The following is a 21315-nucleotide window of genomic DNA, read 5'->3' as shown; positions in this document are numbered from 1 at the left end:
GACCACGAACGGGAGTGAATTCGCATCGTAGCGCATCCATGGCATTTCCACGGTAATTCACGAAAAAACTCAGTTTTGCTGCAACAACGCGCGTGTAGGGTCGACGAGGAATCAGGAGGTACCGATGAGCGATGATCTTGAACCCATGGATCTGCCCGCGGCACGCGAGCAGATCGTGGCGCTGGAAGAAGAGGTCGTTGCCCTCCGCCGTCGTCTGCAGGACGCGCCCAAGCGCGTGCGCACGCTCGAGGAGAAATTGCTCGAGACCAAGGGGCAACTGACACAAGCGGTGAGCCACAACGAAAAGCTCACCTACACACTGCGTGAGGCGCGCGAGCACATCTCGGCGCTGCGTGAGGAGGTCGACAAGCTCACGCAACCGCCCGCGGCGTACGGCACATACCTCGGAGCGAACAACGACGACACCGTCGACGTCTACTCAGCCGGGCGCAAGATGCGCGTCGCGCTGCATCCCGAGATCGACGTGAACGACCTGAAGAAGGGCCAAGAGGTCGTCCTCAACGAGTCGCTCAACGTCGTGATGGCGCGCGGACCCGAGATCGCCGGCGAGGTTGTGACGCTCAAGGACATGGTCGACGAGCGCCGGGCGATGATCGTGGGCCGCGGCGACGAGGAACGCGTCGTAGAACTCGTCGACGGCCTCGTCGGTACCAAACTCCGCTCAGGCGACACCGTGCTGCTCGACAGCCGCACGGGCCTCGTGCTGGAGAAGCTCGAGCGCCCCGAAGTCGAAGACCTCGTGCTCGAGGAAGTGCCCGACATCTCCTACGACGACGTCGGCGGTCTCGACACGCAGATCGAGGCGATCACCGACGCCGTCGAGCTCCCGTTCCTGCACAAGGAACTGTTCGTCGAGCACAAGCTCCCGGCGCCCAAGGGCATCCTGCTCTACGGCCCTCCCGGTTGTGGCAAGACGCTCATCGCCAAGGCGGTAGCCAACTCCCTCGCCAAGAAGGTGGCGGCCAAGGCCGGCGACGGCACGAAGGGCACGGCGTACTTCCTCAACATCAAGGGCCCCGAGCTGCTGAACAAGTACGTCGGCGAGACCGAGCGCAAGATCCGCCTCGTGTTCCAGCGCGCCCGGGAGAAGAGCGAAGAGGGCATGCCCGTCATCGTTTTCTTCGACGAAATGGACTCGCTGTTCCGGGCCCGCGGCACCGGCATCAGCTCCGACATGGAGTCGACGATCGTGCCGCAGCTGCTGGCCGAGATCGACGGCGTCGAGACGCTCAAGAACGTGATCGTGATCGGTGCGTCGAACCGTGAAGACCTCATCGACCCGGCCATCCTGCGCCCGGGCCGTCTCGACGTGAAGATCAAGATCGAGCGCCCGGACGAGGCGAGCGCGGCGCAGATTTACTCGCGCTACCTCACGTCCGATCTGCCCATCGACGAAGACGAGGTGAAGAACCTCGGCGGCGGCGATCGCGACAAGTGCGTCGCCGCGATGATCGAGCAGACCGTCGAGATGATGTACCGCACCGACGACGAGAACCGCTTCCTCGAGGTCACCTACCAAAACGGTGACAAGGAGATCATGTACTTCAAGGACTTCTCGTCCGGCGCCATGATCGAGAACATCGTCCGGCGCGCCAAGAAGCTCGCCATCAAGCGCGTGATCGCCGGCGAAGGCCGCGGCATCCGCGTCGACGACCTCATCCAGTCGGTGAAGCAGGAGTACAAGGAACACGAAGACCTGCCCAACACCACCAACCCCGACGACTGGTTGAAGATCTCGGGCAAGAAGGGCGAGCGGATCGTCTACGTGCGCACCCTCATCACCAAGGACGACGGCAACAAGAGCGCCGAAGGCGGCCGCGCCATCGAACGCGTCGCCACGGGTCAGTACCTGTAGCCCAACGTCTTTCGGAGTGGTGCTAAGCCGCGTAGTGCCGGGGTGATTTCTTTGGCGCGGGATTGCCACTTGTCGTCGCTGGGCGCGCTCAGGGTTACGGCACTCGGCGTGAGTTCGCGGGCGGCTTTTGTTACGGCCGGGCTCGGGTCGAGATAACAGAAGGTCAGGAGGTCCTCGACCATGCGCGGGGCGTCGGCGATGAAGTCCTCGTACTTGATGCGGCACCACCGGCTCCCGGCGATGTTGGCAAGGTCGTCGACCGCGGCCTGGTTGCCGACGCGCCACTGCCAGGCGAACTGCTCGGCGGGGGAGTCGTCGAGGTGGCCGAGCCAACCGGGCGCCATGAGGAAGTGCCACTCGTGGCCGTGCTTGCGCGGCCACTCACGCACGGCAAGGCCTCGCTCTCGGCCCTCGAGCATCGACGCGATGCTCGGCGGCGCGTCACGCGTCAGGTGGATGAACAGCGCGTCGGGAAACAGCTTGTCGAGCGCCGCGACCCGCAGCACGTTCGGGGGCGTCTTCTCGACGAGGCGGTAACGCACGCGCCCGCGCCGCTCGAACCAGCCCTTGCGCATCACGCCCTCGTGCAGTGACCACTCGGCGCGGCGCCGCGCGTCGGCGTCGAGCGCCTCGGGATCGAAGGCGTCGCCGCGCGGGCCGCTGCCGACCGCGGGATCGACCGCGGCCCAGGGGGCGTAGGCCTCGTTGTCCCACGCCCGCACTCCCGGGTGGGCCCGCAGCACGTCGAAGAGCAGCGTGGAGCCCGACCGCGGCATCGCGATGATGAACACCGGCCGGTCGAGTATGCGGTTCACGCCGAGAGAATCTGGCGCACCAGCGCGTCGATGTCGACTTCGCGTGTGCCGTCGACGCGGATGACCGGCCAGCCGCCGCCGATCGGCGTGCCGCGCGTGACGAAGTCGGCGCGCGCGAGACGCTGGTGGTCGAAGTGGACCGGATGCCGGGTCCCGGCACGAGCGCGGTAGCGCGCCATGGCTTCGTCGACCGGCACATCGACGAAGATCTCCACGACCCGGCTCGGCAGGTCGCCCAGCTGCACGCGCGCGAGCTCGGGGATCCAGGTGCTTTCGAGCACGCCGCTGACGTTGGCCCGCGCCAGCGCCAGCAACACCGCCATGGTCGCCGCCCCGAGGCGCTTCGAGTCATCGAGGGTGTCGGCGCCGAGCACGTCGCCTAGCGCCTCCTTGATGACGTCCTTCTCCAGGAGCGGAAGGTCCAGCGCCCGGGCCAGCGGCGGCGCGATGGTCGATTTGCCCGAACCGGGTGCACCGGACACAACTACGAACAACTCCCGCATCGCCGTTACGCACCCTAGGTGGTGCCATAACGGGCCGTACCGGGTTACCGTGAGGTCGTGGCAGTGCCCAAGGTGTGCGGCATCGAGACGGAGTACGGGATCGCCCTGCGCGGCGGCGATCCCAATCCGATCGCGGCGTCGTCGATCTTGATCAACGCCTACGTGCAGCATCTCCACCGCCAGGTCGGTTGGGACTTCGAAGACGAGTCGCCCGGCCGCGACGCCCGCGGCTCGTCGCGCGTCGACGCGCGGCCCCCCGAAGTCGAGACGCACCTCGTCAACGCGGTGCTCACCAACGGGGCGCGCTACTACGTCGACCACGCGCATCCGGAGTACTCGTCGCCTGAGTGCCGCGACGCGCTGAGCGCGCTGCGGTACGACCGCGCCGGCGAGGTGATCCTGCAACGGTCGATGGAGTACGCGTCGAGCCTGTTGCAGGGCGACGCCCACGTCGCCGTGTACAAGAACAATTCCGACGGCAAGGGCAACAGCTACGGCTGCCACGAGAACTACCTCATGGACCGCGCCATTCCCTTCGCCACCATCGTGCGCCGCATCATCCCGTTCTTCGTCACCCGCCAGCTGTTCACGGGTTCGGGCAAGATCGGCAGCGAGGCGCCCGGAGGCGACGCCGCCGCATTCCAGATCACCCAGCGCGCCGACTTCTTCGAAGAGGAAGTTGGGCTGGAGACCACGCTCAAGCGTCCGATCGTCAACACCCGCGACGAGCCGCACGCCGACTCGCAGAAGTTCCGCCGCCTCCACGTGATTTGCGGCGACGCCAACCTCGCCGAAGTTGCCACCTTCCTCAAGCTCGGGTCGACGGCAATCGTGCTCGCCCTCATCGAAGACGACGTTCGAGGAGGTGGCCGCGACATCGACCTCGCGGCGCCGGTCGCCGCCATGCGCCACGTGTCGTCGGACCTGTCGCTGCGTAACGCGTTGCCCCTCGACGACGGCACCACGATGACCGCGCTGGACATCCAGTGGGAGTACCTCGGCCTCGCCAAGAAGTGGGCCGACGAGCACGGCTTCGACGCCATCGGTGGCGACGCCGTCGGCCAGGCGGTGCTCGAGCGTTGGGAGCTCGTGCTCGCCGGTCTCGAGACGGACCCCTTTACGCTTTCGAAGCAGCTCGACTGGGTAGCCAAACTCGAGCTGATCGACGCCTACCGTGAACGGAACGACATGCAGTGGAGCAACGCCCGCCTGCGAGCCATGGACATCCAGTACCACGACCTGCGCCCCGCGACGTCGCTGTTCCACCGGCTGAAGATGGAAACGCTGATCCCGGAAGACGAGGTGCTCGCCGCCGTGACGGAGCCGCCGCATGACACGCGGGCCTACTTCCGCGGCAAGTGCCTCCAGAAGTGGGGCAGTTCGGTGGCGGCGGCGAACTGGGACTCGATCGTGTTCGACCTCGGCGCCGAGCCCCTGCGCCGGGTCCCGATGATGGAACCTTTGCGGGGAACAGCTGCGATCGTGGATACGTTGTTGGAATCATGCGCGACACCAGCCGAGCTTGTGGCAAAACTGGGCGCCTAGGAGACTTCTGACGATGGCTGAACGAGAACTCAAGAAAAAGCAGGCGCCGGCCAAAGGCGACGAGGAAATCGTCGACGAAGCGCCGGCCACAACCGAGCGGGGCGAGAAGCTCAAGGCCGATATTGACGACCTGCTCGACGAGATCGACGAAGTATTGGAGGAGAACTCCGAGGACTTCGTCCGCTCGTACGTGCAAAAGGGTGGCCAGTAGGCAATAGCCTGCGCGCCCAATGACACTTCCACTGTTCAGCCCGGCCGACTCGCCGGGCCCCGACTTCGCTCGTTTGCTGGATCGTCTCGGTCTGGCGCCGCGCGTCCCGGAGAGCGGCGGGCTCGACAAGATCACGCACGGCACGACGATCGTCGCCCTTCGCTACGAGGACGGCGTGCTCATGGCGGGCGACCGCCGCGCCACGGCCGGCAGCGACATCGCCCACCGCAACATGGACAAGGTGTTCCCGGCTGACCGCTTCTCCGGGATCGCCATTGCCGGCGCGGCGGGAATCGCCGTCGAGATGGTGCGCCTGTTCCAGACGCAGCTCGAGCACTACGAGAAGCTGTCGGGCAACACGCTGTCGCTCGAGGGCAAGGCCAACCAGCTGGCCCAGATGATCCGGGGCAACATGGGCATGGCCATGCAGGGCCTCGCCGTCGTTCCGCTCTTCGCCGGCTACGACACGCGCCGCACCGTCGGGCGCATCTTCACCTACGACGTGACCGGTGGTCGCTACGAGGAATCCGACTTCCACGCCACCGGCTCCGGTGGGCGCGACGCCCGCACCACCATCAAGCTCGGCTGGCGCCCCGGCATGAACCGCGACGAGGCGATCGAACTGGCGGTCCAGGGTCTGTACGAGGCCGCCGACGAGGACTCCGCCACGGGCGGCCCCGACGTCGTGCGCGGCATCTATCCGCTCGTGGCCACGATCACCGAGTCCGGATTCACCTACGTCGACACCAACGAGGTCGCCGAGCGCTTCAGCGCACTGGTCGCCCGCCTCAGCGAAAGCGCGGGGGGTAGCGGCCGATGAGCATGCCGTTCTACGTCGCGCCCGAGCAGTTCATGAAGGACAAGGCGGACTACGCCCGCAAGGGCATTGCCCGCGGGCGCGCCGCGGTCGCCGCCGTGTTCGAGGGCGGCATTCTCCTCTGCGCCGAGAACCCGTCGACGAACCTGCACAAGATCTCCGAGATCTACGACCGCATCGCCTTCGCCGGCGTCGGCCGCTACAACGAGTACGACCAGTTGCGCCAGGCCGGTGTGCAGCACGCCGACGTCAAGGGCTACACCTACAGCCGCGAGGACGTCGATGCCCGGGCGCTGGCCAACTTGTACGCCCAGCAGCTCGGTCTCGTGTTCACCCACGAGATGAAGCCCTTCGAGATCGAGATCCTCGTCGCCGAAGTCGGCAACACTCCCGCAGACGATCAGCTGTTCCACATCCTCTACGACGGCACCGTGACCGACGAAGACGGCTTCGCCGTGCTCGGCGGCGACTCCGACGCGATCACCGAACGGCTCAAGGAGTCCTTCACCGAGGGAGCACCGCTAGCCGCCGCGTTGCAGAGCCTCGTGAAGGCGCTCGCCGGGCCCGATCGCACCCTCAACGCCGAAGACCTCGAGATCGCCGTACTCGACCGCGAAGCTCCCCGCCGGGCGTTTCGTCGCATCGAAGACGGCGAAGCCACATCCCTGCTCTCATGACTCTGTACCGTTCCAGGTAATGGAGCGGCGGATATTCGGTCTCGAGAACGAGTACGGCGTCACGTGCACCTTGCGTGGTCAGCGCCGGCTCAGCCCTGACGAAGTCGCTCGCTACCTGTTCCGGCGCGTCGTGTCGTGGGGGCGTTCCTCGAACGTGTTCCTCGAGAACGGCGCCCGCCTGTATCTCGACGTCGGCAGTCACCCCGAATACGCCACGCCGGAGTGCGACACCGTGGGTGATCTCGTCATCCACGACAAGGCGGGAGAGCGCACGCTCGAGGGTCTCGTGATCGAAGCCGAGCAGCGGCTGCGCCAGGAGGGCATCCGCGGCGTCGTGTACCTGTTCAAGAACAACACGGACTCCGCGGGCAACTCGTACGGCTGCCACGAGAACTACCTGACGTCGCGACGCGACGACTTCGGTCACTTCTCCGAAGTCCTGATCCCGTTCTTCGTCACCCGCCAGATCTACGCCGGCGCCGGCAAGGTCCTCCAGACGTCGCGGGGCGCCGTGTTCTGCCTCGCCCAGCGCGCCGAACACATCTGGGAAGGCGTGTCGTCGGCCACCACGCGCAGCCGCCCGATCATCAACACGCGCGACGAGCCGCACGCCGACGCCGAGAAGTACCGCCGCCTCCACGTGATCGTGGGCGATTCCAACATGAGCGAGTACACGACGTTCCTCAAGATCGGCGCCACGTCAATCCTGCTGCGCATGCTCGAGGACCCCAAGGTCGTGCTGCGCGACATGACCCTCGAGAATCCGATCCGCGCCATTCGAGAGATCAGCCACGACATCACCTGCACCCGGCGCGTCAAGCTGGCCAACGGCCGCGAGGCATCGGCGCTCGACATCCAGTTCGAGTACCTCACCCGCGCCGAGCGCTACGCCAAGACGCATGAGTTGCACCCGCACGAGACCCAGGCGATGAAGATGTGGAAGCACTGCCTCGAAGGCCTCGAGAAGGATCCGTTCTCCCTCGACCGCGAGTGCGACTGGGTGATCAAGCACAACCTCGTCGAGAAGTACCGCGCCAAGTACGACATACCCCTTGGCCACCCGCGCGTCGCCCTGCTCGACCTGCAGTACCACGACGTCAGCCGCACGCGCGGTGTGTTCTACAAACTGCAGAACGCCAACGCCGTAGAGCGCATGGTCGAAGACGCCGACATCGAAAACGCCCGCGAGAACCCGCCGCAGACGACGCGGGCCAAGCTTCGTGGCGATTTCATTCGCAAGGCCAAGGAACGCCGCCGCGATTACACCGTCGACTGGGTGCATCTGAAGGTGAACGATCAGGCGCAGCGCACCGTGCTGTGCAAGGACCCGTTCAAGTCGAAGGACGATCGCGTCGATCGCCTCATTGCCTCGTTGTAGCCGATGCCGTCGTACAAGACCGGCACCGTCACGGAAATTCTCAGTGCCCGGCGCGGCCTGCAACGCGTCGAAGTCGACGGCGAGCCGTCCTACGTCCTGACGCAACTCGTAGGTGAGGTAGCCGTCGGCGACAAGGTGGTGGTCAACACCACCGCCGTCGAACTCGGCCTTGGCACCGGCGGCTGGCACTTCGTGCACTGGAATCTGGCGCGCGGCTCGGTGGCCACCGAATCCGGCGGCCACGTCATCAAGCTGCGCTACACGAGCCTGCAGGCCGACACTGGAGTCGCGGAGGAACGCGACGACGCACCGCCGACGCTCGAGGGCACCCCGGTCGTCGCGCTGGCACTGCACAGCCAGTTGGCGTGCGCCGCCGCGGCGATCAAGGCGTACGACGAGCGGCTGCGAGTCGTCTACGTGATGACCGACGCGGCAGCGTTGCCGCTGGCGCTGTCGGATCTCGTCGCCGACCTCGTGTACGAAGGCGTCGTCGACGCTACGGTGACCGCCGGCCACGCGTTCGGCGGCGATCTCGAAGCGGTCAACGTGCGTTCGGGGCTGGCCGTCGCGAAGCACAGCCTGCGGGCCGACGTCATCCTCGCCGGCATGGGTCCGGGCTCCGTTGGGACGGGCACGGTGCTCGGCTACTCGGGCATCGAGGTCGGGGGCATCATCGACGCCACGAACGATCTGGGGGGTCGCGCCGTTGCCGCCTTGCGCGTGTCCGACGCCGATCCTCGCCCGCGCCATCAGTTCGTGAGCGACCACAGCATCGTCGCGCTAACGACCGCGACGCATTCGCCCGTGTTCGTGGCCGTCCCGTCGGGCACCGAAGGCCTCCCGGACCTGGGGCCGCACGCGTTCGTCGCCGACGTCGACGAGCCCGACGCCGTGACCTTTCTGCACCGCCGCGGCATCACGCCCACCACCATGGGCCGCACGCCCGGCGACGACCCGCGGGCGTTCGAGTTCGCTGCGGCCGCGGGCGCGTACGCCGCGGCGCTAGTTGACAGATAGCGTGCGCCGCCGTGTCCGACGGATCCAATACCCGCCGCCAGATCATCGAATGGGCCGTCGTCATCATCGCGGCGTTCCTCGCGGCGACGCTGCTGCGCGCGACGGTCGTGCAAGCGTTCAGCATCCCGTCGGTGTCGATGGAGCGGACACTGCTCGTCGGTGACCGCGTGCTGGTCAACAAGCGCAACAGGTCGGCGCACGTCGGCGACATCGTCGTCTTCAAGCGCCCTCCGGGTGAAGAAGCCGCCGCCATAAAGGACCTCATCAAGCGCGTCATCGCCACGGAGGGTCAGACGGTCTCCGCCCGCGACGGCCAGCTCTTGGTCAACGGCGTCGCCATCAAGGAGCCGTACCTCGTCCCAGGCACCCAGACGATCATGGACGGGCAGGTGACGATCCCGAAGGGCGACGTATGGGTCATGGGCGACAACCGCAGCAACTCCCGCGACAGCCGGTACTTCGGCCCGATCAAAAAGTCCTCGATCATCGGCCACGCCTACTTCCGCGTCTGGCCCCCCAGCCGCTGGGGCGGCCTTTAACCAAACTTGTGTTCTGTGGCACCCGAAACGGGTGCCACAGAACACAAGTTTGCGAGCAGTTAGCGGAGTTGGTCGGCTAGGGCTTCCATGAGGCGGTCGACGTGGTCGCTGTAGACGGCGTCGATGCCGTAGGCGAAGGTGCGGGCGAGGGCGCGGGGTTGCTGAGCGTCCCAAGCGAACGCCAGACGTTCGAAGCGATGGAGCAGGGTGACGAGCCCGGCGTTCCAGTCGGTCCAGTGCATGTTCAGCGCGTCGATGCCGACCTTCTGCAGCGTGGCGGCGCGGCGCTCCGGGCCTTCGGAGATCTTGCGCAGCCGAGTGGAGTCGACGAGACGCACCGCGGCGCTGTGTTCACGCCAGCGGGCGACGACCTCCCAGTCCGGGTGGCACAGCCACAACCGCCCCGTCGCCCCGAACCCGTCGGCTACTTCGACGGTGCGGGCGAAGGCGGCGACGTCCTTCACGTCGAGGGACAATTCGAAGTCGGTGCCGCACGTTTCGTACAACTCGGTGAGCGTCGGGATGTGGGCCGGCAGGTCGGCGCGAACGACATCGCGCACCGAGCGGCGGCGCAATCCGCCGCGGACTACTCCGTCATGATCGAGGACGACCTCACCGTCCGCGGTCACCCACACGTCGCTCTCCAAGCCCGTCGCACCCAGTTTTCGTGCGAGTTTGAAGGCTTCCAGCGTGTTTTCGGGCGCGTGGGCGCGCGCACCGCGGTGGGCGAAGGCTATGGGCGGGCGCTGTAACGAATCCACGTGCGCCATCGTTGACTAGTCACTTCGGGTGAGTCCAAAACCCCACAGATGAGGCATAGCCAGAAATCGGGCATTCGGCACAGGATTGTCTCAACAATCACGCAACAACAACCCGCAAGGAGACGCACGATGGATGGACGCAATACCGAGCCGCTGGTGGCGCTCGTGCGAGCCAGCTGTCCTTCGTGCGGCGACGTCGAACTGCCGGGCACTGCGCTCCACGCCCGTCGCTGCTCGACCACTGGTGAGGGTTCTTACAGCTTCGGTTGCCCCGAGTGCGGCACCGTCGTCGTCAAGCCGGCCGACCAACGACTGCTCGACCTGCTCGTCGCCAGTGGCATCAGCCTCACCGACTGGAGCTTGCCCAGCGAACTCGCCGAAGAGCACGCCGGCGATCCGATCAGCTATGACGACATTCTCGCCTTCCACGATCTGCTCGGCACCGACGACTGGTTCGCCGCCGTCGAAGAGCTCGTCGCCCGCGACGAGCGTGGCCACGCCGCCTAATTCGGCGGCGTGATCATCTGGCCGCACTAGCAGCGGCGTAGATTCCTACTGTGGGAAACATCGGAGGACCCGAGATCATCGTGGTGCTCATCGTCGCGCTCTTGGTGCTCGGTCCGAACCGACTGCCCGAGGCGGCCCGGTCGATGGGCAAGGCGATGGCGGAGTTCCGCAAGGTCACCGGCGGCTTGCAGGCCGAGATGCGCGACGCCATGTCGCAGCTCGAAAACGAGGTCAACCAGACCGAACCGCCGGGGCCACCGGCGATCCCCAGCCCGACGCCGCCGACGGCACCGCCTCCCGCGCTGCCACCGGAACCACCGGCGTCCTCATCCGGCGAAGAGATCGCGTAACCGCGCGTGGCCGACGAGGCGGCCACCGCCGCCGACCAGACCGACTTCGCCGCCATGACGCTGGTGGAGCACCTCACGGAGCTGCGCCAGCGGCTGTTCATTTCCGTGATCGCTATCGGTGTCGGCGCCGTCGTGGCGTTCCTGCTCTATTACCGGATTCTGCACTTCCTCGTGCATCCGTACTGCGCCGTGCGCCACGGCAACTGCAAGCTGTTCATCACGTCGCCGCTCGAAGGCATCGCGGTCCGGCTCAAGATTGCCGGGTACGGCGGACTGATGATCGCCAGCCCCGTCGTGCTGTGGGAGATCTGGCGCTTCATCACGCCCGGGTTGCACAAGAAGGAGAAGCGTTACGCCGTCCCATTCATCGCGGCGTCGACGGGGCTGTTCTTCTTCGGCGTCCTCATCGGCTACCTGACCTTCGCCAAGGCGCTGCAGTTCCTGATCCAGATCGGTGGGTCGGGTCTCCAGGAGATCTTCAGCCCGAAGGAGTACGTCTCGTTCTTCCTGAAGGTGATGTTGGCGTTCGGCCTCGCGTTCGAGTTTCCCGTCCTCCTCGTGTTCCTCGAACTCGTCGGGGCCGTCACCAGCAAGAAGCTGAGCTCCTGGCGGCGGCCGGCGATCGTGATCATCTTCGTGGCCGCGGCGGTGATCACGCCGAGCCAGGACCCGTACTCGCTGTTCGGCATGGCGATCCCGATGTGCCTCTTCTACGAGCTGTCGATCCTGATCGGGCGTCTGCTGAAGCGATGACCGCGGCGAGCGTGCGCCACCAGTTCGAGGCGGGGCTGGCGTTCGCGCTCGACGCCTTCCAGTCCGACGCCATGAACGCCATCGACCAGGGCCACTCCGTCCTCGTCGCCGCGCCCACGGGATCGGGCAAGACGGTGGTGGCCGAGTACGCCATCGAGTGCGCGCTCGCCGAGGGCGCGCGCGCGTTCTACACGACGCCGCTCAAAGCGCTGTCGAACCAGAAGTTCAACGACCTCGTGGCCCGCCACGGTTCTGCTCGCGTCGGCCTGCTCACCGGCGACACCGTCGTGCGGCCCGACGCCGACGTGATCGTCATGACGACCGAAGTGCTGCGCAACATGATCTACGCCCGCTCGAGCAACCTCGACAGCCTGCGCTGGGTTGTGCTCGACGAAGTCCATTACCTCCAGAATCCGTACCGGGGCGCAGTGTGGGAGGAGGTGATCATCCACCTGCCGACGTCGGTCGACCTCGTGTGCCTGTCGGCGACGGTGAGCAACGCCGAGGACGTCGCCGACTGGATCGGCACCGTGCGCGGCGCCACCGACGCCATCATCGACGAGACCCGGCCCGTCCAACTCGAGCACCTGTACCTGGCGGGAGAGCGTGATTCCGAACGCATGCACCTCGTGCCGACCTTCGTCGACGGATTGCCCAACCGCTTCGCCGCCCGTCTCGACAGCCGCACCGACCGCAACGAGCGCAGCGGGCGGCGGCGCAAGGTCTACACGCCGCGGCGTGTCGAGGTGGCCCACGTGCTCGACGATCACGAGATGCTGCCCGCGGTCTACTTCATCTTCAGTCGCAAGGGTTGCGACGAGGCGGTGCGCCAATGCGTGAACGCCGGGCTGCGGCTGACGTCGCCGACCGAACGCGATCAGATCCGCGCCGTCGCCGATCAGCACCTCGCCGGTCTTTCCGACGCCGACCTCGACGCCCTCGGCTACGACGCCTGGCTCGCCGGGTTGGAAATGGGCGTGGCGTCGCACCACGCCGGACTCGTGCCGCCGATGAAGGAGGCCGTGGAAGCGCTCTTTGCCGCCGCGTTGGTGAAGCTGGTGTTCGCTACCGAGACGTTGTCGCTCGGCATCAACATGCCGGCTCGCTCGGTGGTCATCGAGAAGCTGACGAAGTTCACCGGCGACCGTCACGAAATGCTCACGGCGGGGGAGTACACGCAATTCACCGGGCGCGCCGGGCGTCGCGGGCTCGACGACGTGGGTTACGCCGTCGTGTTGTGGTCGCCGTTCGTGTCGTTCGAACAGGTGGCGGCCCTGGCGTCGCGGCGCACGTACGCGCTGCGATCGTCGTTTCGCCCGACGTACAACATGGCGGCCAATCTCGTCCGGCGCTACGCCCCCGACGAAGCGCGCCATCTGCTCAACCTGAGCTTTGCGCAGTACCGGGCCGACCGCGTCGTGGTGCAGCAGGAGGCCGCCATCGAGCGGCTCGTGCACGACATCGCCCGCGCCCGGGCGCAGGCCGAGTGCGAGCGCGGCGACGTCCGCGAGTACCGACTGCTCGTCGCCGAGGCCGACGCGGCTCGCCGCGACGCGCCCTCCGACGCCCGCCTCGTCGTCGACGCCATGAACCGGCTCCGGCCCGGGGACATCGTGATCGTGCCGAGCCATCGCACCAAGGGACGCGTCGCCGTGCTCGGCCCGCCCCGCGGCAAGGGACTCAGCGGGCTGCACCTGCCCGTCGTCACCGACGACGGGCGGCGGCTGCAGCTGCGGGTGAAGGACTTTCCCGTCCCGCCGCGGCGCGCCGGGCACATCAAGCTGCCCACGCCGTTCGATCCCACGGCGGCGCGGTTCCTGCGTGCCGCTGGAGACCTCGTGCGCCAGGCGGAGGTCGTCGAGCCCGACGACGTGAAGACGTACACCCCGAAGTGGCAAGGGGGTCGATCGCGCGCCCGCGGCCGGACGCCCGCAGAACGGCTGGCGACGATGCACCCGGTGGCCGCGTGTCCCGACGCCGCGCAGCACCTGCGGGCGCTCGGGCGGGTCGACCGGCTCGAACGCAGCCTCGCCGCCGAGCGCCGCCAGCGGCGCAACGACGAGGCGTCGCTGGGCCGCCAGCTCGATCGCGTGCTGACCGTGCTCGCCGAACTCGGCTTCGTCGACGGATGGGCCCTGACCGCCGCCGGCGAGCGCCTCGCCCGGCTGTATCACGAGTGCGACCTGCTGATCGCCGACTGCGTCACGGCCGGCATCCTCGACGGCCTCGGGCCCGCCGAGCTCGCCGGTCTCGTCTCGGTGTTCACCTTCGAGGCGCGCGGCACCGACGTCGCCCTCCTGCCCGTCCCGGCCGGGCTCAACGCCCGCATCACCGAGATCGAGTCGCACCTGGCGCGGCTCGTCGGGCTGGAGAAGCGGGCGCACCTGCCGATCACCCGCGACGTCGACGAAGGCTTCGTCGGCGTCGCCTACGCCTGGGCCATGGGCGAACCGCTGCACGAGTTGCTGGGTGACGGGATCACCGGCGGCGACTTCGTGCGCAACATCAAGCAGCTCGTCGACCTGCTGCGCCAGATCGCACTCGTCGCCACCGACGCGACGACCGCCAAGACGGCGAACCAGGCAGCCGATGCGATCTTCCGCGGCGTCGTCGTCGCCTCGTCGGTCGTAGGTGCCGATGACGATTAAGCCGGGGCAGGCGTGGGGCGAACCGGCGACGGAAGGCGAGGGCGCCGTCGTCGTGCACACCGACCGTGAGCTGTCGCGTGCCGTCGAGGAGGCCCGGCGCAGCCACACCGATCCGCCGACCTTCCGCCTCCAAGGCGGGGATCTGTTCCGCACGCTCGGTGGCGCGGCCGGGATGGCGTTCCCGCTCGACGTGGGGGAGGTCCTGCTCGACGGTCGCGTGCACTTCTTCGTCGCTCACCTGCTGATCCAGCCGAACGGGTGGCGCCATTTCGTCGTCGCCATGAACGCGCCGTGGATGGGGGAGTGGAACTTCGGGCCGAAGGCACACCCCAACGACGGCGTGCTCGACGTCTACGAGGCCAAGCTCAACCGCTTCGAGTGGCGCCAGGTCAAGGCGCGCCTGCGCACCGGTTCGCACCTGCCGCACCCGCGCATCGAGGGCCACCGCACGAAGGCCATGACCTTCGAGTTCCCGCGCCCCGCCGAAGTGAAACTCGACGGCGAACCCGCCGGTGTGGCGAAGCACGTCGCCATCCGGGTCGTCCCCGACGCGCTGCGGGTCATAGCGTGAACGCGATGGACGCGTGGATTCTCGACGAGTCGCCGGGCAGCTACCGCCGCGGGGAGATCGACCTGCCGCCGCTGGCGCGCGACGAGGTGCGCGTGCGCGTCGTCGCCTCCGCCCTCAACCACATGGACATCTGGGTGACCAAGGGCATGCCGAAGCCACACACGCCCCACGTACCGGGCGCAGATGGCGCGGGCGTGGTCGATGCGATCGGCGACGAGGTGCGCAACGTCGCGGTCGGCGACGAGGTGGTGATCAACCCCGCCGTTTCGTGCAGGAAGTGCGACTACTGCCTGGCGGGGGAGAGCCCCCTGTGCAAGCAGTTCGGCATCCTCGGCGAGCACCGCTGGGGCACGCACGCCGAGTATGTGATCGTGCCGGCGGCCAACGTCGTGGCCAAGCCGGCGTCGCTTGACTGGCCCGCCGCGGCGGCGTTCGGGTTGTGCTGGCTCACGGCGTGGCGCATGCTGCGCCGCGCCCGGCTCACCGCCGGCGAGACGATGCTCGTCGTCGGCGTCGGCGGCGGGGTGAGCACCGCCGGCTTAGTCCTCGGCGTCGCCAGCGGCGCCACCGTCTACGCCACGTCGCGCGACGAAGCCAAGCGGACGCGGGCCGTCGAGATGGGCGCCGCGGCCGCGTTCGACTCGAACGCGCCGTGGCCCGTGCAGGCCGACGTCGTGTTCGAGAACGTCGGCGCCGCCACGTGGAACAACTCGATCCGGGCCCTCAAGCCCGGCGGGCGCCTCGTGACGTGCGGCGGCACCGCCGGCAGCACCGTCGAGATCTCCCTGCCGCGCCTGTTTTTCAAGCAGCACGAGATCATCGGCTCGACCATGGGCTCCTATGCCGAATTCGACGCCGTGATGCACCTCGTGGCCGCCGGGGTGCCCGTGCCCATCGACGAGGTCTTCGACGGCCTCGACGCCTACCCAGCGGCTCTCGAGCGACTTGCAACGGGGTCGCAGTCCGGAAAAATTGTGATCCGCCACAAGTGACCCCGGCGGTCGTACTCTGCGGAGTCCCATGACGAGGTACGCCGTAGAGACCTTCACGCCCGATGAGGCGGTGATCCTGCGGCGCTACTTCACGAACCTCGATCAGCCGGTGTTTGCCTTGACGAACCTGCCGGAAGTGGTCAAAGGCGCCTTATTCGCCCGCTACAGCCGATCGGCGAAGAGCCTGCGCCGCTTGTTCCTCGACGAGTTCGTCGGCGAGCTCGACATGACCGGCGACCTCACCGTTGACGCCACCATGGGCCTCAACCGCGCCGAAGAGCTGTACCGCAAGGTGTTCTTCGAGTACGGCGACGACTCGGTCGCCCAGCTCGGGGGCGTCCACCTCGCCTGCGAGCAGTCGTCGAACCTGCTGACCAAGGTGCTCGAGTGGGGCCGGCTGATGGCCTACCTCGAGCAGTCCACCCGCTACATCGCCTACGACACCCGGCTCGGCAACGGTCGCTACCGCTACTACCGCGACCCGGCGATCCTGAAGTCGGCGCACGGCACCCGCTACGTGGGCGACATGGACCGCATGTTCGACACCTACGCCGAACTCGTGCCGGCGATGCAGCAGCACTATCGCAAGGTGCACCCGCAGCAGCCGGGCGACTCGGACTTCGTGTGGAACCAGGCGGTCAAGGCCAAGGCGTTCGACGCCATCCGCGGGCTGCTGCCCGCCGCGTCGCTGTCCAACGTCGGCATCTACGGCACGGGCCAGGCCTATGAGCAGCTGCTGATCCGCATGAACGCCCACCCGCTGCCCGAGGCGCGTGAGTACGCCCAGATGATGCTCACCGAACTGCGCAAGGTGATCCCGTCGTTTCTCACCCGCGTCGACCTCGAAGACCGCGGCCAGCGGTGGTCGCACTACCTCGAAGACAACCGCGACGCCATGGAGTCCGTCGCCCGGGAACTCTTCGCCGGCAGCGATCCGCCGGCGACCGACGAAGTGACGCTCGTGCGCTGGGATCCCGACGCCGAGGACCGCATGATCACCGCGATGCTGTATCCGTACAGCAACCAACCCGAGACGGCCATCGCGGCGCGCGTGGCGCAGATGTCGGCCGACGAGAAGGTGCGCGTCGTGCACGCCTACGTCGGTGACCGCACCAATCGCCGGCACCGCCCCGGCCGTGCCCTCGAAAACGTCTGGTACCGCTTCGACATCCTCAGCGACTACGGCGCCTTCCGCGATCTGCAGCGGCACCGCATGCTCACGATCGAATGGCAGGCATTGACGCCCCACTTCGGCTACGAACTCCCGACCGACGTCGCCGACGCCGGTCTCGCCGAGACCTACGACGAGTCGATGGAGCGCTCGGCCGAACTGCACGACGTGCTGTGCGCCGACTTCCCGCACGAGGCCGCCTACGCAGTCGCCCTGGCCTACAAGGTCCGCTACGCCATGACGCTCAACGCCCGGGCCGCCATGCAGATGCTCGAGCTGCGCACCGAGCGCCAAGGTCACCCGTCGTACCGCAAGGTGTGCCAGCAGATGCACAACCTGATCGCCGAGCGCGCCGGCCATCACGCGGTGGCGGAGATGATGCGCTACGTCGACCACGAGACGTACGACCTCGAACGGCTGGAGTCGGAGCGGCGCGCCGAAGTGCGCCGTGCATCGATCGACGCCTGACTAGGGTCTTCCGTACGTTCCAGACCAAGGGGGTGTAGTGGCCGAAGAGGCGATCATCTCGCTGCGAGGGGTCACCAAGTCGTTTGGCTCCCACACCGTTCTGAAGGACATCTCCTTCGACGTGCCCAAGGGCCGCATCACGGCCATCATGGGGCCGTCGGGCACCGGCAAGTCGGTGCTGCTGAAAAACATCATCGGGCTGCTGCGCCCCGACGCGGGCGAGATCTGGGTCGACGGCGAGCAGACCGTCGGCATGTCGGAGAAGGACCTCTACCGCGTGCGGCGCAAGTTCGGCGTGCTGTTCCAGGACGGGGCACTGTTCGGATCGATGAACATGTACGACAACATCGCCTTCCCGTTGCGCGAGCACACGCGCAAGTCCGAGCGCGAGATCCGCGAGATCGTGATGGAGAAGTCGGCGCTTGTCGGGATGCTCGACCACATGAACAAGGTGCCGGGTGAAGTGTCGGGCGGCATGAAAAAGCGCGCCGGCCTCGCCCGGGCGCTGGTGCTCGATCCCGAAATCGTGCTCTTCGACGAGCCCGACTCCGGCCTCGATCCCGTCCGCGTGGCCTATCTCGACGAGCTCGTGGTCGACGTCCAGAAGAAGACGGGCGCCACGTTCTTCATCATCACGCACAACATCCCCTCGGTCATGCGCACCGCCGAGTACATCGGGGTGTTGTTCCGCTCCGGTCTCGTGAAGTTCGCCTCGAAAGAGGAGATGAAGACGACCGACAACAAGATCATCCGCCAGTTCCTGGCCGGGCGGGCCAAGGGTCCCATCGGCATGGACGAGATGGCGAGCGACGACGACGAGGACGACGGCTCCGAGACCACCTACGAGATCCTCTCGGTCTAGATGGCGACGACTCTCAGCGACTTCACCGACAAGCCCGTCACGCTGGTCCGCGAGACCGGCAACATGTTCGCCATCGCCCTCGAGGCGCTGCGCAAGACGTGGGACGTGCGGCAATGGGGCCGCGAATACCTCGAGCAGTGCTGGTTCATCGCCAAGGTCACCAGCATCCCGGTGGTTCTCATCGCCATCCCGTTCGGCGCGGTGATCGCGCTGCACGTGGGCTCGTTCAGCCGTCAGCTCGGAGCCGAGTCGAACACCGGCGCGGCGATGGTGCTCGCCATCGTGCGCGAGGCAGCGCCCGTCGCCGTCGCCCTCCTCATCGCCGGGGCCGGCGGATCGGCGATGACGGCCGACCTTGGCTCGCGCAAGATCCGCGACGAGATCGCGGCGATGGAGGTGATGGCGGTCAACCCGATCCACCGCTTGGTGACGCCGCGCCTGTGGGCCGCCGCCACCGTGTCGGTACTGCTGGTGCCCCTCGTGAGCCTCGCCGGCCTGGCGGGCGGTTTCGTGTTCAACGTCGTGGTGCAGAAGGTGACGGCCGGCGCCTACTTCTCCGGCTTCACCGTGCTGGTGCAGCTCGCCGACCTGTGGTCGGCGCTCGCCAAGGCGTTCCTGTTCGGGCTCGTGGCCGCCATGGTCGCCTGCTACAAGGGTCTCTACGCCAAAGGTGGCCCGAAGGGCGTCGGCGACGCCGTGAACCAGTCGGTGGTCGTCAGCTTCATCCTGATCTTCTTCGTCAACTTCGTGATGACGACGCTCTACTTCGCGGTCGTCCCGCAGAAATTCTGACGATGCAGACCGTTCGCACTGCTCGCCTCCGCGTCTCGGCCGTCTTCGAGGAGATCGGTCGCCAGATGGAGTTCTATCTCCGGATCCTGCGCGACGTGATCACCATGCAGGTGTTCCGCCGCGGCTACACCAAGCAACTGACGCTGCTCATCTCGGACATCACCATCGGCGCCGGGGCGCTCATCGTCGGTGGCGGCATGGTGTTCGTGATTTTCTCCATGTCGTTCTTCACCGGCACGGAGGTCGGCCTCCAAGGCTTCAAGGGTCTCGAACAGATCGGCGCGCAGGCCTTCACCGGCCTCGTCGGCTCCTTCGCCAACACCCGCGAGGTCACACCGATCATCGCCGGCGTGGCGTTCGCGGCGCAGGTGGGCGCCGGGTTCACCGCCGAACTGGGCGCTATGCGCATCTCCGACGAGATCGACGCCCTCGAAGTGATGTCGGTGCCGAGCTTCGTGTACCTCGTGTGCACCCGGGTCGTGGCGGCATTGATCTGCATCATCCCGCTGTACCTGTTCTCGCTCTACGCCAGCTTCTTCGCCACGCGGCTGGTCACGACCAAGTTCTTCGGTTTGTCACCGGGCGTCTACAACCACTATTTCCGGTTGTACCTGCCGCCAATCGACGTGTTCTACAGCTTGGCCAAAGCTTGCATCTTTGCCGTGGTCGTGTCGCTCATCCACTGCTACTACGGCTACTACGCGTCGGGAGGTCCGGCCGGCGTCGGCGTGGCGGTAGGGCGCGCCATCCGGCTCAGCATCGTGACCGTGGTCGTGCTCAACCTGGTGCTCTCGGTCATCTTCTGGGGTGGCGGCAACAGCGTGAGGATCGCGGGTTGACCGAGCACCGCAGCGAAGCGAGGAGCGCCGGTCCGAAGAGGCATTCGCTCGGTGCGCCATCCGAAGGATGGCGGAACGAGTGACTGAGCGGACCTATCGGGTTCTCAGCGGTCTGGTTGCGGTCCTGCTGTTCTCGTCGGTGGTCGTCACCGGGGCGAAGCTGGCGTCGGGCGCGGCCAAGCCCGTGTACCACGTCGAGGGCACGTTCAGCGCGGCGGGCCAGGGCCTGTTGTCGGGCAGCGACGTCAAGATCCACGGCGTCAACATCGGCAAGGTCTCGACGATCAAGCTCGTCGACGGGCGCGCCCGCATTCGCCTCACCATCGACAAGTCCGACAAGATCCCGGTCGACGCGCACGCCATCATTCGCCCCAAGACGCTCTTCGGTGAGAAGTTCATCGACATCGACCCGGGAGCCGACGAAGCCACCGGCCCGTTCATGCGCGACGGCGACACGATCAAGCACACCCTCGGCGGCTTCGAGCTGGAGCGGGTGCTGTCCGACGCCTATCCGATCCTCAAAGCGGTCAAGCCCGAAGAGCTGGGCACCATCCTCGAGACGCTCGCCCGCGGCGGCGAGGGCACGGGCCCGAACGTCAATCACTCACTCCAGAACTTGGCCGTCATCGCCACCTCGCAGGCGGGCAACGTCAAGGAGACCGAGCAGTTCGTCGACGACCTCGCCGCGCTGTCCGACACGCTGGCGGCCAAAGCCGACGCCACCGCGCAGGGTATCCACGACGCGCACGACGTCTTGCCGGTCATCAACGACCGCACCGCCGAGTTCACGGGGGCGTTGAGTGATCTCGCCACGCTGTCGGGTGACCTCGCCGACGTCCTCGAGAACAACCAGCCGCTGCTGCACAAGCTCGTCACCGAAGGCGGCAAGCCGCTGGCAGTCATCGACGCCCAACTCGGCCAGCTGCCCAAGACCGTCGTCGGCTTGCGGCAGTTCCTCGAAACGCTGGCGGAGTCGGGGACGGGCATCCCGTACGGCAGCGGCACGGTGGCCAAGATCAAGGTGCTCGTCGGCGGCAACACCTGCCAGCCGGCGCTGGCCGACTGCTCGACCGATCTCCCGGCCGGTTACAGCGTGAACCACGCGCCGGTCCTCAGCGGCATCAACGCCGGCAACACCGTCGAGCCGACCGCGGCCCCGCTGCACCCGCCCGTCAAAGGCGTGAAGGGCATCCGGGCCCTCCTACGGAGCCTGCTGGGCTGAC

22 protein-coding genes are annotated in these 21315 nt (G+C 67.1%); 19 read left to right on the top strand and 3 right to left on the bottom strand.

Going from position 1 to position 21315, the window contains the following annotated elements:
• Positions 1-124: 124 nt before the first annotated feature.
• Positions 125-1876, top strand: coding sequence for a proteasome ATPase (gene arc, locus VHC63_13825; protein ID HVV37684.1), 1752 nt, complete (start codon positions 125-127; stop codon positions 1874-1876).
• Here the strand turns inward: arc and VHC63_13820 are convergent.
• Both VHC63_13820 and VHC63_13815 read right to left on the bottom strand, forming a co-directional pair.
• A complete protein-coding gene (locus VHC63_13820) occupies positions 1864-2691 on the bottom strand; it encodes a sulfotransferase (protein HVV37683.1) in 828 nt (275 codons plus the stop codon). The genes arc and VHC63_13820 overlap by 13 nt on opposite strands.
• The gene (locus VHC63_13815; GenBank protein ID HVV37682.1) at positions 2688-3194 is read right to left on the bottom strand and encodes an AAA family ATPase; all 507 of its coding nucleotides are present in this window, start codon (positions 3192-3194) and stop codon (positions 2688-2690) included. The genes VHC63_13820 and VHC63_13815 overlap by 4 nt, the downstream gene beginning before the upstream one ends.
• A gap of 57 nt (positions 3195-3251) precedes the next feature.
• On the opposite strand from VHC63_13815, the gene dop reads away from it, so the two are divergent.
• The 7 genes from dop to lepB are packed head-to-tail and all read left to right on the top strand — an operon-like array spanning position 3252 to position 9378.
• On the top strand, positions 3252-4739 hold the full coding sequence (gene dop, locus VHC63_13810) for a depupylase/deamidase Dop (protein HVV37681.1): 1488 nt from the start codon (positions 3252-3254) through the stop codon (positions 4737-4739).
• Positions 4740-4752: 13 nt separating this feature from the next.
• Positions 4753-4950 (top strand): ubiquitin-like protein Pup, encoded by a 198-nt coding sequence (locus VHC63_13805; GenBank protein HVV37680.1) that lies wholly within the window; start codon positions 4753-4755, stop codon positions 4948-4950.
• A gap of 19 nt (positions 4951-4969) precedes the next feature.
• The gene (gene prcB, locus VHC63_13800) at positions 4970-5770 is read left to right on the top strand and encodes a proteasome subunit beta (GenBank protein ID HVV37679.1); all 801 of its coding nucleotides are present in this window, start codon (positions 4970-4972) and stop codon (positions 5768-5770) included.
• On the top strand, positions 5767-6444 hold the full coding sequence (prcA, locus tag VHC63_13795; GenBank protein ID HVV37678.1) for a proteasome subunit alpha: 678 nt from the start codon (positions 5767-5769) through the stop codon (positions 6442-6444). Before prcB ends, prcA begins: the two co-directional genes overlap by 4 nt.
• 19 nt (positions 6445-6463) lie before the next feature.
• A complete protein-coding gene (gene pafA / locus VHC63_13790) occupies positions 6464-7822 on the top strand; it encodes a Pup--protein ligase (GenBank protein HVV37677.1) in 1359 nt (452 codons plus the stop codon).
• A gap of 3 nt (positions 7823-7825) precedes the next feature.
• A complete protein-coding gene (locus VHC63_13785) occupies positions 7826-8839 on the top strand; it encodes a DUF3866 family protein (protein ID HVV37676.1) in 1014 nt (337 codons plus the stop codon).
• An 11-nt stretch (positions 8840-8850) separates the two neighbouring features.
• Positions 8851-9378, top strand: coding sequence for a signal peptidase I (lepB, locus tag VHC63_13780; GenBank protein HVV37675.1), 528 nt, complete (start codon positions 8851-8853; stop codon positions 9376-9378).
• Between the two features lie 59 nt (positions 9379-9437).
• On the opposite strand, the gene VHC63_13775 is transcribed toward lepB, so the two are convergent.
• Positions 9438-10139, bottom strand: coding sequence for a glycerophosphodiester phosphodiesterase (locus VHC63_13775; protein HVV37674.1), 702 nt, complete (start codon positions 10137-10139; stop codon positions 9438-9440).
• 129 nt (positions 10140-10268) lie between these two features.
• Here VHC63_13775 and VHC63_13770 point away from each other — a divergent pair, with 129 nt between their 5' ends.
• The 11 genes from VHC63_13770 (at position 10269) to VHC63_13720 (ending at position 21314) form a co-directional block, all read left to right on the top strand.
• On the top strand, positions 10269-10646 hold the full coding sequence (locus VHC63_13770; GenBank protein ID HVV37673.1) for a hypothetical protein: 378 nt from the start codon (positions 10269-10271) through the stop codon (positions 10644-10646).
• A 50-nt stretch (positions 10647-10696) separates the two neighbouring features.
• Positions 10697-10996, top strand: coding sequence for a twin-arginine translocase TatA/TatE family subunit (locus VHC63_13765; protein HVV37672.1), 300 nt, complete (start codon positions 10697-10699; stop codon positions 10994-10996).
• Between the two features lie 6 nt (positions 10997-11002).
• A complete protein-coding gene (gene tatC / locus VHC63_13760; GenBank protein ID HVV37671.1) occupies positions 11003-11749 on the top strand; it encodes a twin-arginine translocase subunit TatC in 747 nt (248 codons plus the stop codon).
• Complete coding sequence (locus VHC63_13755) at positions 11746-14397, top strand: DEAD/DEAH box helicase (GenBank protein ID HVV37670.1); 2652 nt, start codon at positions 11746-11748, stop codon at positions 14395-14397. The genes tatC and VHC63_13755 overlap by 4 nt, the downstream gene beginning before the upstream one ends.
• A complete protein-coding gene (locus VHC63_13750; GenBank protein ID HVV37669.1) occupies positions 14387-14968 on the top strand; it encodes a hypothetical protein in 582 nt (193 codons plus the stop codon). Before VHC63_13755 ends, VHC63_13750 begins: the two co-directional genes overlap by 11 nt.
• Before the next feature lie 5 nt (positions 14969-14973).
• Positions 14974-15960: an alcohol dehydrogenase catalytic domain-containing protein gene (locus VHC63_13745; protein ID HVV37668.1), complete on the top strand. Its 987-nt coding sequence runs from the start codon at positions 14974-14976 to the stop codon at positions 15958-15960.
• A gap of 28 nt (positions 15961-15988) precedes the next feature.
• On the top strand, positions 15989-17599 hold the full coding sequence (locus VHC63_13740) for an FAD-dependent thymidylate synthase (GenBank protein HVV37667.1): 1611 nt from the start codon (positions 15989-15991) through the stop codon (positions 17597-17599).
• 37 nt (positions 17600-17636) lie between these two features.
• Positions 17637-18461 (top strand): ABC transporter ATP-binding protein, encoded by an 825-nt coding sequence (locus VHC63_13735; GenBank protein HVV37666.1) that lies wholly within the window; start codon positions 17637-17639, stop codon positions 18459-18461.
• On the top strand, positions 18462-19253 hold the full coding sequence (locus VHC63_13730) for an ABC transporter permease (protein HVV37665.1): 792 nt from the start codon (positions 18462-18464) through the stop codon (positions 19251-19253).
• Positions 19254-19255: 2 nt separating this feature from the next.
• Positions 19256-20092, top strand: coding sequence for an ABC transporter permease (locus VHC63_13725; protein ID HVV37664.1), 837 nt, complete (start codon positions 19256-19258; stop codon positions 20090-20092).
• 79 nt (positions 20093-20171) lie between these two features.
• Positions 20172-21314, top strand: a complete 1143-nt coding sequence (locus tag VHC63_13720) for an MlaD family protein (GenBank protein HVV37663.1) — start codon at positions 20172-20174, stop codon at positions 21312-21314.
• Position 21315: the final 1 nt, after the last annotated feature.

The organism is Acidimicrobiales bacterium, from assembly GCA_035546775.1.
In the GTDB taxonomy this organism is placed as follows: Bacteria; Actinomycetota; Acidimicrobiia; order Acidimicrobiales; family JACCXE01; genus JACCXE01.
Note: the sequence above shows the minus strand (reverse complement) of the source record. Positions and strands in the feature narration are given on the sequence as shown.